Origin of the sequence: Flavobacterium cyclinae, assembly GCF_021172145.1 — a bacterium.
GTDB lineage: Bacteria > Bacteroidota > Bacteroidia > Flavobacteriales > Flavobacteriaceae > Flavobacterium > Flavobacterium cyclinae.
On sequence record NZ_CP089095.1, the window covers coordinates 174,214 to 188,244 of the forward strand.

General features: G+C 32.7%; 11 protein-coding genes and 1 pseudogene. 6 read left to right on the plus strand and 6 right to left on the minus strand.

Annotated features, from left to right (window positions below; genetic code table 11):
* Positions 1-65: 65 nt before the first annotated feature.
* From LOS86_RS00840 to LOS86_RS00850, 3 genes are read left to right on the plus strand one after another with little or no spacing between them, the layout of a single operon-like run.
* Positions 66-3,455, plus strand: a complete 3,390-nt coding sequence (locus LOS86_RS00840; protein ID WP_231842781.1) for a T9SS type A sorting domain-containing protein — start codon at positions 66-68, stop codon at positions 3,453-3,455.
* A 14-nt stretch (positions 3,456-3,469) separates the two neighbouring features.
* Positions 3,470-5,080 carry a S8/S53 family peptidase gene (locus LOS86_RS00845; protein ID WP_231842782.1) on the plus strand — a complete coding sequence of 537 codons (1,611 nt, stop codon included), beginning with the start codon at positions 3,470-3,472 and terminating at the stop codon, positions 5,078-5,080.
* Positions 5,081-5,083: 3 nt separating this feature from the next.
* Entirely contained in the window at positions 5,084-7,156 is a 2,073-nt protein-coding gene (locus LOS86_RS00850; RefSeq protein ID WP_231842783.1) for a M13 family metallopeptidase, read from the plus strand.
* A gap of 136 nt (positions 7,157-7,292) precedes the next feature.
* On the opposite strand, the gene LOS86_RS00855 is transcribed toward LOS86_RS00850, so the two are convergent.
* The 6 genes from LOS86_RS00855 to LOS86_RS00880 form a co-directional block, all read right to left on the minus strand.
* On the minus strand, positions 7,293-8,216 hold the full coding sequence (locus tag LOS86_RS00855; protein WP_231842784.1) for a DMT family transporter: 924 nt from the start codon (positions 8,214-8,216) through the stop codon (positions 7,293-7,295).
* Positions 8,217-8,218: 2 nt separating this feature from the next.
* Positions 8,219-9,052, minus strand: coding sequence for an SDR family oxidoreductase (locus LOS86_RS00860; RefSeq protein ID WP_231842785.1), 834 nt, complete (start codon positions 9,050-9,052; stop codon positions 8,219-8,221).
* Positions 9,053-9,147: 95 nt separating this feature from the next.
* The gene (locus LOS86_RS00865) at positions 9,148-9,498 is read right to left on the minus strand and encodes a hypothetical protein (protein ID WP_231842786.1); all 351 of its coding nucleotides are present in this window, start codon (positions 9,496-9,498) and stop codon (positions 9,148-9,150) included.
* Positions 9,491-10,633 (minus strand): hypothetical protein, encoded by a 1,143-nt coding sequence (locus LOS86_RS00870; RefSeq protein ID WP_231842787.1) that lies wholly within the window; start codon positions 10,631-10,633, stop codon positions 9,491-9,493. Before LOS86_RS00870 ends, LOS86_RS00865 begins: the two co-directional genes overlap by 8 nt.
* Positions 10,634-10,636: 3 nt before the next feature.
* Positions 10,637-11,113, minus strand: a complete 477-nt coding sequence (locus LOS86_RS00875) for a DUF6265 family protein (RefSeq protein WP_231842788.1) — start codon at positions 11,111-11,113, stop codon at positions 10,637-10,639.
* A 55-nt stretch (positions 11,114-11,168) separates the two neighbouring features.
* The gene (locus LOS86_RS00880; protein ID WP_231842789.1) at positions 11,169-12,695 is read right to left on the minus strand and encodes a carbon-nitrogen hydrolase family protein; all 1,527 of its coding nucleotides are present in this window, start codon (positions 12,693-12,695) and stop codon (positions 11,169-11,171) included.
* A gap of 186 nt (positions 12,696-12,881) precedes the next feature.
* Here LOS86_RS00880 and LOS86_RS00885 point away from each other — a divergent pair.
* The 3 genes and pseudogenes from LOS86_RS00885 (at position 12,882) to LOS86_RS00895 (ending at position 14,027) form a co-directional block, all read left to right on the plus strand.
* A pseudogene (locus LOS86_RS00885) lies at positions 12,882-13,209 on the plus strand (four helix bundle protein).
* Between the two features lie 109 nt (positions 13,210-13,318).
* Positions 13,319-13,639 (plus strand): single-stranded DNA-binding protein, encoded by a 321-nt coding sequence (locus LOS86_RS00890; protein ID WP_231842790.1) that lies wholly within the window; start codon positions 13,319-13,321, stop codon positions 13,637-13,639.
* A 64-nt stretch (positions 13,640-13,703) separates the two neighbouring features.
* The gene (locus LOS86_RS00895) at positions 13,704-14,027 is read left to right on the plus strand and encodes a single-stranded DNA-binding protein (RefSeq protein WP_166235216.1); all 324 of its coding nucleotides are present in this window, start codon (positions 13,704-13,706) and stop codon (positions 14,025-14,027) included.
* The last annotated feature ends 4 nt before the right edge of the window (positions 14,028-14,031 follow it).

Sequence of the window (14,031 nt, forward strand, 5' to 3'; positions counted from 1 at the left end):
AAAATTCTAATTTCTTGATTTTCTTCATTATATTTGTGAGATTATACCCAAAAAACTACTAAAAAATGACTAAAAATTACCTTATTATCTGTCTATTGTGTTCCTTTTTAGGGTTTTCACAATTTAATCCTGCAGCTCCTTGGATGGACGAAATTAATGCTTCAAAGAAAGGAGAAGTTACTATTGATGAATTAGTTGTGGCGTTTAATCAGTATTGGTTAACTCATGATAAAAACGTCAAAGGATCAGGATATAAGCCCTTTATGCGTTCTGAATTTCATTGGAGAAGTTTCACAAACGAACAAGGTTTTATTCAATCTTCAGAAGAATTTTGGAATGCTTGGAAACAAAAGAAACAATCAAAAATAACTAGTAGAAATGCGGTTTTGTCATTACCGATAAGTAATTGGCAGGCTGTTGGACCTTTTACACATACCAATACCGGTTCTTGGTCTTCTGGTCAAGGAAGAGTTAATATTGTTCATGTAGATCCTTCAAATTCAAACACAATATATTTAGGCGCACCTGCTGGTGGAATCTGGAAATCAACAGATAATGGTTCAACTTGGACGCCTTTAACAGATGAGCTACCTCAAATTGGAGTTTCAGGAATTGCGGTTGATTATTCTGATTCAAATACAATTTATATTGCAACCGGTGATAAAGATGCAGGAGATTCTTACTCTGTAGGGGTTTATAAATCCACTGATGGAGGCGCTACTTGGAATCCAACTGGAATAATGGGAACTACTTCAAATCCTTCAAGAGCAGGAGATATATTAATTCATCCAACCAATAATCAAATTCTTTGGTGTGCAACCAATTCTGGAATTTATAGAACGACAAACGCTGGAGCAACTTGGTCTAGAGTAAGACTTGGAGATTTTTCTCAAGGAAGTATTCGATTAAAACCTGGAAGTCCAGATATTGTTTATGCAGTTTCTGATAATGCATTTTATCGTTCAACTAATACAGGTTCTAGTTTTTCTCAAATAACTTCAGGTTTACCAACTGCTTCAAGTAGATTATTGTTAGACGTTACTCCGGCCAATGTAGATTATGTTTATGTTTTAAGTGCTGCAAGTGGAGGGGAATTTCAAGGAATTTATCGATCTACTGATGGAGGAACAACATTTACGGCAAGAAACACTACAACTGATGTTTTTGAATCTAATCAATCTTGGTATGATTTAGCTTTGGCAGTTTCTTCAACTAATGCAGAGGAAATTTATACAGGTTGTTTGAATGTTTGGAAATCAGTAAGTGGAGGTACAAGTATAACAAAAATAAACAGTTGGAGTAATCCAAGCGGACCATCATATACACATGCCGATATCCATTACTTAGGATTTCACGGCACAAGATTATTTGCAGGAACGGATGGAGGAATTTACGTTTCAGATAATAATGGAAGTAATTTCACTGATTTAACAGCCGGTGTACAAATTAGTCAGTTTTATAGAATTGCAGTATCAAAACAATCTTCTGCCAATATGGTAGGAGGATTGCAAGATAATGGTGGTCATGCGTACAGCGGAGGAATTTGGAAAAATTATTATGGCGCTGACGGAATGGATACTGCAATTAATCCAAACAATCAAAATCAATATTATGGTTTTATTCAAAACGGTAGTACTTTGTACATAAGTGATTCTGCTGGTAATGGAATTACAGGTTCTGTTTCATCACCTGGGGTTAGTGGCAACTGGGTTACTCCTTTAATTGCTAACAATAGTGGTGAATTATTTTCGGGTTTTGATGGATTATATAAGTTAAATGGAACAAGTTGGACATTACAAAATGCAGATCCATTAGGGTCGGGTAATGTAGACATCATTGAAGTTGATCCATCTAATGATGATATTATGTATGTGGCAAATGGTTTTGCTTTATATAAAAGTACTAACCGAGGTGTGAATTTTACAAATGTGTATAATTTACCAAGTGGTAACATACAATCAGTTGAGGTTCATTCAACAGATAGTAACATAGTTTATTTAGTTTCAAGCGGTTCTTCGGGAGCAGTTTTAAAATCAACAGATGGTGGAATTAATTTTACAGATATTTCTAATGGATTGCCTTCTATTGGGAAAAATTGCATTGTTCATCAAGGAAGAAATACAGATAATCCTCTTTATTTAGGAACAACTTTAGGTGTTTATTACAGAGATGATTCAATGGCACAATGGGAGCCATTTGATACGAATTTACCAAATGTTTCAGTTCGTGATTTAGAAATTAATTTAGAAGATGCAAAACTAATTGCGGCTACATATGGTAGAGGAGTTTGGGAAACTCCAATTACAGTTCAATTAGCTAATGTAGATGTAAAGTTTATTGCCATTCAAAATCCAGGAATCAATATTAATTGTAATGATAATGTAGTGCCACAAATTCAAGTTAAGAATAACGGATTAACAACATTAAATACCATTTCGGTTGATTATACAATTGATGCTACTCCATATACGTATAACTGGTCAGGTACAATTTTATCAAATGAAGTAACTTCAATTGATTTACCTGCAGTAACATTATCTCGTGGAATGCATTCTATGAATGTAACAACTACTACAACTAATGATGCTTTCTCAGATAATAATCAAGGAAGTGCAACTTTTTATGTTAATGATTCAGGAACAATTGGATTGACCAATACATTTACAAATACTACTGACCAATTAATTTCTTATAAAGAAGGCGCTACTGGAGCTCAATGGGTTAGAACTGTTAGGACAGATGGTTTGTCCTCTTCAAGTAATATAGTATATTCGACTAATACAAACGGAAACTATCCAAATAATACAAAAGCATATTTAGTTTCTCAATGTTATAATTTATCTAATGTGATAAATCCGCAAATTAGCTTTTCAATGAAATATGAGCTTGAAGAAAATTGGGATGTTGCATATGTAGAATACTCAACAAATTTTGGTGCTTCATGGTCGGTTTTAGGAACTATGGGTGCTACATGGTATAATAGTGATCGAACTTCTGCAACTACAGGAAATGATTGTTATAATTGTCCAGGAGCTCAATGGACAGGTTCAAATGTTAATTTAACTACTTATAGTTATCCATTAAATGCTTTAAATTCTGAAACAAATATTATTTTCAGAATTGTATTCCACTCAGATTCATCAGTTGTAGGATTAGGTGTTAATATTGATGATTTTTTAATTGACGGAACACTTTCAAATGAAAATTTAGAAATCCAAAACATAGTTCTTTATCCAAATCCATCTGAAGGGAATTTCTACATTAATTGGGGAGATGTGAAACCAAATGCAATTGAAGTTTATGATTTAACAGGAAAAATAGTTTGGTCAAATTACAATGTAAGTAACTCTTCATCAGAGAAGAATTTAAATTTATCTTCTGTACAGCAAGGCGTTTATTTTGTTAAAATTTCAACTGAAAATTCCTCTGTTGTGAAACGTGTAATTAAAAAATAAATATATATATAGGTATGAAAATAAAACTAACAATCTTTTTTTTGTTTTCTATATCTTTTTTAACAAGTCAAAATAAATTGATAGTTTGTTTAGATATTGAGAAAAATGAAGTTGTTAGTTTTATTGATAATAATGGTTTTTTAATTGAACCTCTATATAAAATATCTGAAGAAAATTACAAGTTTTTAGAGCAAGATGCTTTGAGAATTTCTGGGACTGACTTTAGTGTAAAAAAATTAAAAAACTATTTTATCATATCTAATTTTAATCAATTTCTTATAGATTTTTTATCAACAAGTAAAATTCCTTTTTTTGCTTATACAGAAAGAATAGTTCCACCACCCGGGGATATTTTACCAATTACACCGGCATATGTTTCCCAACAAACTTATTTGCAATCAAACCCAGGTTTAAATGTTCAAGCTGTATGGAATTTAGGATATTCAGGACAAAATATTACGATTCATAATATTGAATATGGTTTTAATAAAAATCATGAAGAGTTTAATGAAACAAATTGTCATATAGCAACAGGAATGGATGTTAATTCTAGTGCTACAGCTAGTTATACAGAACATGGAACAGCTACTATGGGAGTTCTATTTGGACATAATGGTACTTATGGTATTACTGGAATTGCCCATGGGGCTCAACAAGTTTGGTTGTATCCTGAATGGCAGCAAAGCGGGTATAGTAGAATTAATGCTATTACTCAAGCATTAAATAATTCAACTGTTGGAGACGTAATTGTTTTTGAAATGCAAGCTTACGGTTTTAATGGAACTGTTTCAAATCCTCGTTTTGTTCCAGCAGAATATGACATTCTAGTTTGGAATCTTACAAAAGCACTAACAGATTCTGGGAGAATTGTAGTCGCAGCTGCAGGAAATGGATTCCAAAATTTAGATAGTTTAGATTATGAAAACTATATGAACTATGGAGATAGTGGGGCTATTATTGTTGGAGGCGGAACAGCCAATACAACTCATGCCATTTTTCCTCCTTATGTGGTTAGTGGAATAACTTATTCAAGTACATTTGGAAATAGAGTTGATGTTCAAGGTTGGTTTGAAAATGTAAGAACAACCGGAGCTATTCCAAATTCTGGATTTACTTTAATAGGTAATGATTTTAATCAATCTTACATGACTTTCACAGGTACTAGTTCAGCAACAGCTCAAATAGGTGGTGTAGTTACCGTATTACAATCCTATTATAAAAGTCAAACCAACAATACACTAACATCTCAACAGATGAGGGCAATTCTAAAAAATACCGGAATTCCTCAAGGAGGTGATGTTTCTAAGCCTATAGGTCCATTTCCTAATATGTTAGCGGCTATTAATTTAATACAGCAAACATTGAATAATGAAACATTTTTAGAAAATTCTGTTTATATTTACCCTAACCCTACAAATGATATTATTAATATCGCAATTGGTTTTAATGAAATTTCTACTATTGAAGTATATGATATAATGGGGAAAGCAGTAGTGACCGAAAATGATTTTAGTACTTCAAATGGTGAGATTCAATTAAATTTATCTGAACTATCTGAAGGAATCTACTTTTTAAAAATAACAGCAAATAATCAATCAATAATTAAAAGAATCATTAAAAACTAAACTATGAATAAATTTATTTTAAAAGGAAGTTTAGGTTTTCTTATTTTGTCTGCTGCTTTATCATCTTGTAAATCCACACAAGAAGCAACTGCACAAAAAAAAGAACCAGTAGGAATTAATATTGGATATATGGACAAATCCGTAAATCCTGCAGATGATTTTAATCGTTATGTTAATGGAACTTGGTTAGATAAAACCGAAATCCCAGCCGATAGAACACGTTGGGGAAGTTTTGACGAACTTCGTAAAAATACCGATGACGATGTTATGGCCATATTAAAAGAAGCCATAAATGACAAAACAATAGATCCAAATTCTGACCAAGCAAAAGCTATCAATTTATACAAAACGGTTTTAGATACCGTAACTAGAAACAAACAAGGGATTGAACCATTGAAGCCTTATATTGCTAAAATTAATGCCGTTCAAAATGCTGAACAATTAGTTGCACTATTAGCAGAAATGGAACCAGAAATGGGATTAGGTTTCTTTGGAAGTTATATAGGAGCTGATGCTAAAAATAGTAATAAAAATGTTATTTATTTAGGAACAGGAAGTCTTGGTTTACCAGATAGAGATTATTATGTTTCTGAAGCGCCTGATAATCAAGAAAAAAGAGAAAAGTATGTGTCTCACATAACAAGAATGTTACAATTTCTTGGAGAAACTGAAGCGACAGCTAATGCAAATGCAAAGAAAATTTTAGCATTAGAAACTAAAATGTCAACCGCTACTTTAGACCGTGTACAAAGAAGAGATAGAAGAAACACTTATAATCCAATGTCTTTTGCTGATTTACAAAAATTAGCACCAACAGTAAAATGGGATTCTTATTTCCAAAGTGTTGGAATTGGTAAAGTAGATTCGTTAGTGGTTTCACAACCAAAATACATTCAAACAGTTGAAAGTATTTTAAACGAAAATCAAGTTGAAGATTGGAAAGCATACATGAGATGGACTGCGTTAAGAGGAACATCGGGCTTATTATCAACTGAAATTGAAAATGCAAATTGGGAATTTTACGGAAAAACCTTAACGGGAGCCGTAAAACAACGTCCAGCTGAGGAAAGAGCTTTAGCAACCGTTAACGGAAGATTAGGAGAGGCATTAGGAAAACTATATGTAGCAAAAAAATTCCCACCAGAAGCTAAAGAAAAAGCACAAGCAATGATTGCAAACGTAATGAAAGCGTTTGACAATAGAATTGATAATTTACCTTGGATGACAAAAGCTACTAAGGAAAATGCAAAAATTAAATTGAATAAATTCCGTGTTAAAATTGGATATCCTGATAAATGGAAAGATTATTCAGCATTACAAGTAAAATCTCCTGAACAAGGTGGAACCTATTTTGAAAATTCAAGAATGTATGCAAAATGGAGTCATATTAAAAATATTGAAAAATTAGGAAAACCAGTTGACAAAGAAGAGTGGGGAATGTCGCCTCAAACGGTTAATGCGTATTTCAGTCCAACAAACAACGAAATTGTATTCCCAGCTGCTATTTTACAACCACCTTTCTATGATTACAAAGCGGATGAAGCAGTAAACTACGGAGGAATTGGAGCAGTTATTGGTCACGAAATTTCTCACGGATTTGATGATTCAGGTTCAAGATATAATGCGGATGGAAACTTAGTAAATTGGTGGAGTGAAGAAGATTTGAAACAATTCACTACTTTAGGAAGTGAATTAGCAGATCAATATTCAGCATTGGAGCCATTACCGGGAATTTTTGTTGATGGAAAATTCACTTTAGGTGAAAACATCGGAGATTTAGGCGGGGTTAATGCTGCATTTGATGGTTTACAAATCTATTTGAAAGAAAATGGAAATCCAGGTTTAATCGACGGATTCACTCCAGAGCAACGTTTCTTTATTTCATGGGCAACCATTTGGAGAAGTAAAATGCGTGATGAAGCGATTAAAAATCAAGTAAAAACTGATCCACATTCACCAGGAATGTATCGTGCTTATGTGCCGTTACAAAATGTGGAAGCGTTTTATAAAGCGTTCAATATTTTACCACACAACGGTATGTATTTGCCTTTTGAGAAACGCGTGAAAATTTGGTAATCAAGCTCAAAATACAATCAAATCCCATCTTTTTAGGTGGGATTTTTTTGTTTGATGAAACTATTATGATTTCAGCCACGGATTAATAGATTAGAAGGATTACAATCCGTGAAAATCCTTTAATCTGTGGCTAAAACTATTTCTTCTTAATCGCTCGATTTACAATATAAAGTCCAATAATCGTGATTGTTCCGCCAATGATAATCGCAGTAGTTAAAGGTTCATTAAATAACAAATAGCCAAAAAACAACGCTACCATTGGATTGATATAGGCATACAAACTACTAATTTCAGTTGGTAGATTTTCCAAAGCATATATATAAGCTATAAATGTCAAAACAGAACCAAAAACCACTAAATACCCAATCGACCACCAAGAAATAGCCGGGATTTCAGTCAACGGAACCGAAGTGCCATTAAATCCAATCACACTCGAAATCACAACACTCGAAATCAACATTTGTAATCCCAAACTAAAATACGGATTGAAATTCGTCTTGTTTTCTTTGATATAAATTGAAGATAATGCCCAAGTAAACGTTGCAATAACCGAAAGTAAAATCCCAAAACGGAACTCAGGTTCTAAGAAATCGTTGAGGTAATCGTAGAAAATCACACAAATACCACCAAAAGAAATAATCATTCCTAAAACAGCTTTCCAAGATGTTTTTTGTCCGCGAAACAAACTGATTATTACAATCCAAAGTGGAAAAATAGAACCAATAATCGCACCCAAACCACTCGAAATATATTTAACACCCCAAGTACTTAATCCGTTACTTAGCATAAAATTTAGCGCACTCAAAACAAGAATATTGCGCCATTGTCTTTTGTTTGGCCAAGGATGTTTTTTGATTAAGAAGTACAGCAAATACAACAATCCACCAAAAAGTTGACGCAGCGCAACCAATTGCATCGGAGGCATGTGTTTTACGCCTTCTTTGGAAGCAATCCATGTAGTTCCCCAAAAAAAGCTAATCCAAATTAATGCTAAAATGGGCAAGCCAATAGCATTTTTCTTTTGCTGGATGTAATTGTGAAATACGCTAAAATAAGCCATTATTAAATTTCTTTTTGGAACGAATACCCTAAAATCGTTTCCACTTTTTTACTAGAAATAATTTTTCCTTTCGATGCTGAATCTTCGGCAAAGGTAGGCAATGGCAAATTCAAAATTTCAGCTTTTTTGTGATAATATGCTTTGCGTGTTGGATGCTGAGGTGCGACAGCGTTGAAGGTTTGATTCCATTCCCAATTGTCATCTCGAGCGAAGTCGAGAGTCTTTTCTATAATTCCAATGCAATCTTCTCTTTGAATCATATTCACAGGCGCTTCTGGATTTTCAACATTGGTTCTTCCTGCCAAAAAATTTATAGGATGACGATCATCACCAAGCAAACCACCAAAACGAATTACAGTAGTTTTAAAATGCTCGTTTGATTGTAAAAGAGTTTCGGCAATAACTAATTGGTTACCACTTTCGATGTCAGGATTTGGAGTTGTCTCTTCAGTAATTTCTTTAATTGGAAAACTATCACCATAAACCGAAGTAGAACTCACAAAAATAACTTTCTGAATCCCTGATTTTTCGATATACGGAATTAGATTTTTGATTTTATTTACAAACGTCATTTCGTTTGAAGTCGAAGTTTCTCTTCTCAATCCTGGTGGAATATCAATAATCAAAACATCGGTTTCTTTCAGAAAATCTTCCATATTTCCAATGATTTGATGTTCTTCCAATTGAATTTGGAAAGGCGATATCCCAGCATTTTTCAAAACTTCTAACTTACTTTCCGAAGTCGTAGAGCCTTTTACTTCGTACCCTTTTGAAAGCAATGATTTGGCTAACGGTAATCCGAGCCAACCGCAGCCGAGTATGGAGATTTTATTCATTGTATTTTTGTCATGCTGAACTTGTTTCAGCATCTAGTTTATGATTAAATTATGAAAATGAGATACTGAAACAAGTTCAGTATGACAAACGAGTGTTAACTATCTTTCTTTACCAACATATAAAAATCGTCTTCTAAAGCACGATAGCCTTGGTCGTACAAAAAGAAATACGTGTTCCCAGTTTTGGTTTGTAACATGCTGGTAAAAAACTCAAAATCGAAACCTTTACTTAGCAATTTAGTTTTGGTAGTTTTTGCTTTGTCTTCTGGGTTGAGTTCACACAAAATACGATAATTTTTACGCAATTTGTTGTTAATGTTGCGCATCAGATTGTTCTGATCTTTGTTCATTTTGTTGTTGTACGCATTGCGGCAACCATCAGAACAAAACTTTTTGTCTTCGCGACCAATGATTTTATCGCCACATTCTAAACAGGTTTTACTCATAGTAGTATTTTTTATATTCGATTAGAATTGCATTCAAATAGGTTTTCTGTTCAATTAAGAGTCCTTTTTTATTGAATAAATGTTCTTCAACGGTTATTCCGTTTTTAAATCTATTTGTTGTTTTTTTGATTGAACTTTCAGAGTATGTGTAAGTAGTTTCAACATTGTATTCAGTATATTCAGCCTCTAAAAATTCATAAACTAATTGATTATTGTCAAATTTTCTAGTTTCATTTTTGAAATAGGAACCATCGTTAAATTTTGTCAGAATTTCGATTTTGATATTATCATCAAATCTAATTTCTTTAATTGAGGATAAAGAAGGTTTGCCTAGATACCATCCTGTTGAATCAATTTGTTTTACTAGATTTTTATTTTCATCATAAAAATAATTTTTCTTAGTATGCTTTTCTTTTTTATGAGTATATGTTGTCCATTCTAAAAGTTTATTTTCGTCATATTTCCATTCTTGTTGTAAATATTTTTCTTCACAATAATAGCAACTTTTTGAAGATGTAATTTTTTTGTCTTTGTAACTATTAATATGATATTCTGAACTATCTCTTGTGAAGTATTCTTTAATTACTCGGTTTTTAGAATCATATTTATATTCTGTTATTTTGGGATATGAAACACTTCTGTAATGTGCTGTAGTGTCTTTTTTTGACAAATCATATTCGTTCTCTTCAGAATATTTTTTATCAGAGATAAGTCTTTTTAAATTGTCATATTTATATAATTCTACAAAAGAATTATTTACAATTTTATCTTTGGTAACCTTTGGAATTTCTTTGTTTTCTTTTTTTTCAATTAATGAATCTGAGAAATATTGATTTTTAAAATTATAAAACTTTAGCTGACTTTCACCTCCATGAAGCATAATAATTGAATGATGATTTATTCCTTTTATTATGAAATTATTTTTATCGAATTCGTATTTAGCAAGAAGCAAACTATCTTTTTTAATTTTCCCATTCTTTTTGACATCTTTCGAAAAAACGGTTACTTTTTTTAAATTAAATTTTTCAAAGTTTTTGGGGTTTTCCCAATCCATATAAATTTGATTCAAATTTTCATTTTGACTGAATGAAAATAGTGAATGGATTAGAATTAGTATTAAGATGACTTTTTTCAAGTTTTACTTCTTAAAATTAAACTTCATTTCTTTACCGCTATCTTCAAAAACCACGTAAATATTAATTTCGTTATCCGAAATTTTCTCAAACGTAAATTTATCGAAATACACATGTGTTGGGGTGATTTTTACTAATCTGAAATTCTCGCTTACTTCCGCTTTTTCCCAACCTTTTAATTCGCCATCAAAGTGTTTGAGTTGTAATAAAAGGGTTTTGTCTGTTTCAATAATGTGTCCCAATTCATAAAAAGCGACTTTTCCATCTACTACTAATTTGAAGCTAAACATCATCGAATTTCCAATCGGTTCGCTCCACGTTTCTTGACAAATGCCACCTAAAGCTTCGCCTGTCCAATTGCCAACAATCCATTTTATATCTTGTAAAGTAGCTTTTGGCGAACCTTTTTCATCGTTATAATTCAGAGTGTTTTGGGCAAAACCTAAAGTTGTGAATAATAAAAATAGAACTAACTTTTTCATAATTATTTTCTGGATAAATGAGATTCTGAACCGAGTTCAGAATGACAAAATTTAATTATTTATTTTTTTTAAGTTGGTACAAATCAACTCGGCGATCTTTCATGGTTCTCACGCTTCCATGTTCATGGAGTTCTTTTAATAAATCGATGTCAACATCCACAATTAAAGTCATTTCAGTATTTGGTGTGGCTTCTGCTTTAATTCCGTTACTTGGAAAAGCAAAATCAGAAGGTGTAAATACCGCTGCTTGTGCATACTGAATATCCATGTTGTTTACCTTTGGTAAGTTTCCAACACAACCGGCAATAGCAACATAGCATTCGTTTTCAATTGCACGTGCTTGGGCACAATGTTTTACTCGCGTATAACCGTTTTGCGTATCGGTTAAAAAAGGGACAAACAAAATATTCATTCCTTCATCAGCCATCAATCTTGATAACTCTGGAAATTCCACATCATAACAAATCATGATTCCAATTTTACCACAATCGGTATCAAAAGTCTGAATGGTATCGCCACCTGTAATTCCCCAATGAAACACCTCGTTTGGTGTAATATGGATTTTGCGATACATTTCGCTTGTTCCATCTCGTTTACACAAAAAACCTACATTATATACATGTCCGTTTTCGATAAAAGGCATGCTTCCTGTAATGATGTTGATGTTATATGAAATTGCAAATTCTTGAAATTTTGAACGAACAGCTTCAGTATGGCGAGCCAGTTCTCGAATTGCTTCTGCTTCTGACAAATGATTGTAATCGGCCATTAAAGGTGCGGTAAAAAATTCCGGGAAAAGCGCAAAGTCGCTACCATAACCCGAAACGGCGTCTATAAAAAATTCGGCTTGCTCAAACAATGCATCTAAATTTCCTAGCGAACGCATTTGCCATTGAATTAGACCCAAACGAACAATACTTTTTTCTGTATTTATCAATTTTGGACTATCGTCATAATAAATATTATTCCATTCTAATAAAACAGCATATTCTTGCGATTCTACATCGCCTTCTAAATAATTTTTAAGCACTCGAACTTCGTGGAAATCATTACTCAATTGGAAGGATAAAACCGGGTCGTAAATTTCTTTCTTCTTTACTTTTTCAATATAAACTTTTGGTGTTATTTCGTCTTTATATTTTCCATAGTTTGGAATTCTTCCAGCAAAAATGATGGATTTTAAGTTCAATTGCTCACACAATTCTTTTCTTACATCGTATAATCGTCTTCCTAATCGTAATCCACGATATTGCGGATTTATAAAAACATCTATTCCGTATAAAACTTCTCCGTCTGGGTTATGTGATTTGAAAGTATAATTTGCAGTAATCGCTTTGTAGGTTCTTGTTTTAAAAGCAAAATCTTCTGTTACTAAAAGCGATAAGGCGGAGCCTACTACAACTCCGTCAACAACAATAACTAGTTGTCCTTCTGGAAATTTTTCTAGTAAAAGTTCAATTTGATCTTCTTTCCAAAATGAATCCATCATATCAGGATACGATTCAATCATGGATTTTTTTAATTCTTTGTAATCTTCTATTTTAAGATTACGTAATTCGATAGACTTAATATTTGTTGGCATATATAATTGATTTTCAACAAATATAATAAAAATAATTTCCATTTACAAACGCTTACAAATATTTACAACCGAAATTAAGTGGCTAAATACCGAATAACGTTTTTTTCTTGCCACATCTTTGCACTGTCGAAATGAACGAATTATTAGTCGCAGTTTTCAGTCACAGTTTTCAGAAAAATTAACAGAATGGATTTTAAAGAATTATTAGCCTATCAAAAAGCTTTTTCATTAGCTATGGAAATTAAAAAAGTATCTGATTCATTTCCAAAAGAAGAAAATATGCATTAACAGATCAAGTTAGAAGATCATCAAGAAGTGTATGTGCCAATATTGCGGAAGCTTACAGAAAGAGAAGATATATAAATCATTTTATAAGTAAGCTTACTGATTCAGATGGTGAAAATTCTGAAACTTCCGTTTGGTTAGATTTTGCTTTAGAATGTAATTATTTATCAAAGGAACAGCATATTGATATGGTTGAAAATCCGAAGAAATTGGTAAATTAATTAATTAGATGATTTTAAATCCAACAAGATTTGGTTGTAAATCATAAAATTAAACACCTGTGACTGAACACTGCGACTGCGACTAAAAAGTAACATAATTATTAATATTTACACGCCATGAAAAACAGAGTACAATTAATCGGACATGTAGGTCAAGAACCAGAAATCAAAAACTTAGAATCTGGAAGAGTAGCTAACTTCACTATCGCTACGAATGAAAATTACACCAACGCCAAAGGTGAAAAAGTAGAACAAACCGAATGGCACCGCGTTTCCGCTTGGGGAAAAACAGTTGACATTATTGAAAAATTGTTAACTAAAGGAAGCTACGTTGCCATCGAAGGAAAATTAACCCACAGAAACTACGACGATAAAGACGGAAACAAACGTTATATCACAGAAGTGGTTGCGAATGAATTGGTTTTATTAAGTAAATAATCAAGTTCAATCCCGAAGCTTCGGGACAAATTCAATTAACACAAACATTTAATATTTATACGCCATGAAGAATTCAGTACAATTAATCGGACACGTTGGTCAAGAACCAGAAATCAAAAACCTTGAAGGAGGAAAAAAATTAGCAAACATCAGCATCGCCACAAACGAAGTGTATTATCGTGAAAACGGTGACAAAGTGGAACAAACGCAATGGCACCGAGTAACCGCTTGGGGAAAAACTGCCGACATTATCGAAAGATTTGTAACCAAAGGTAAAGAAATCGGAATTGAAGGTAAATTAACCCACAGAAGTTATGACGACAAAGACGGAAACAAACGCTATGTTACAGAAGTTGTTGCAAACGAAATTCTGTTAATCGGTAAATAAGGAT

What these genes read in the sequence shown, in the direction of transcription:
- LOS86_RS00840 (WP_231842781.1), top strand. Translation starts at nt 66, where the DNA reads ATGACTAAAAATTACCTTATTATCTGTCTATTGTGTTCCTTTTTAGGG.
- LOS86_RS00865 (WP_231842786.1), bottom strand. Translation starts at nt 9,498, where the DNA reads ATGAGTAAAACCTGTTTAGAATGTGGCGATAAAATCATTGGTCGCGAA.
- LOS86_RS00845 (WP_231842782.1), top strand. Translation starts at nt 3,470, where the DNA reads ATGAAAATAAAACTAACAATCTTTTTTTTGTTTTCTATATCTTTTTTA.
- LOS86_RS00875 (WP_231842788.1), bottom strand. Translation starts at nt 11,113, where the DNA reads ATGAAAAAGTTAGTTCTATTTTTATTATTCACAACTTTAGGTTTTGCC.
- LOS86_RS00890 (WP_231842790.1), top strand. Translation starts at nt 13,319, where the DNA reads ATGAAAAACAGAGTACAATTAATCGGACATGTAGGTCAAGAACCAGAA.
- LOS86_RS00855 (WP_231842784.1), bottom strand. Translation starts at nt 8,216, where the DNA reads ATGGCTTATTTTAGCGTATTTCACAATTACATCCAGCAAAAGAAAAAT.
- LOS86_RS00850 (WP_231842783.1), top strand. Translation starts at nt 5,084, where the DNA reads ATGAATAAATTTATTTTAAAAGGAAGTTTAGGTTTTCTTATTTTGTCT.
- LOS86_RS00895 (WP_166235216.1), top strand. Translation starts at nt 13,704, where the DNA reads ATGAAGAATTCAGTACAATTAATCGGACACGTTGGTCAAGAACCAGAA.
- LOS86_RS00880 (WP_231842789.1), bottom strand. Translation starts at nt 12,695, where the DNA reads ATGCCAACAAATATTAAGTCTATCGAATTACGTAATCTTAAAATAGAA.
- LOS86_RS00860 (WP_231842785.1), bottom strand. Translation starts at nt 9,052, where the DNA reads ATGAATAAAATCTCCATACTCGGCTGCGGTTGGCTCGGATTACCGTTA.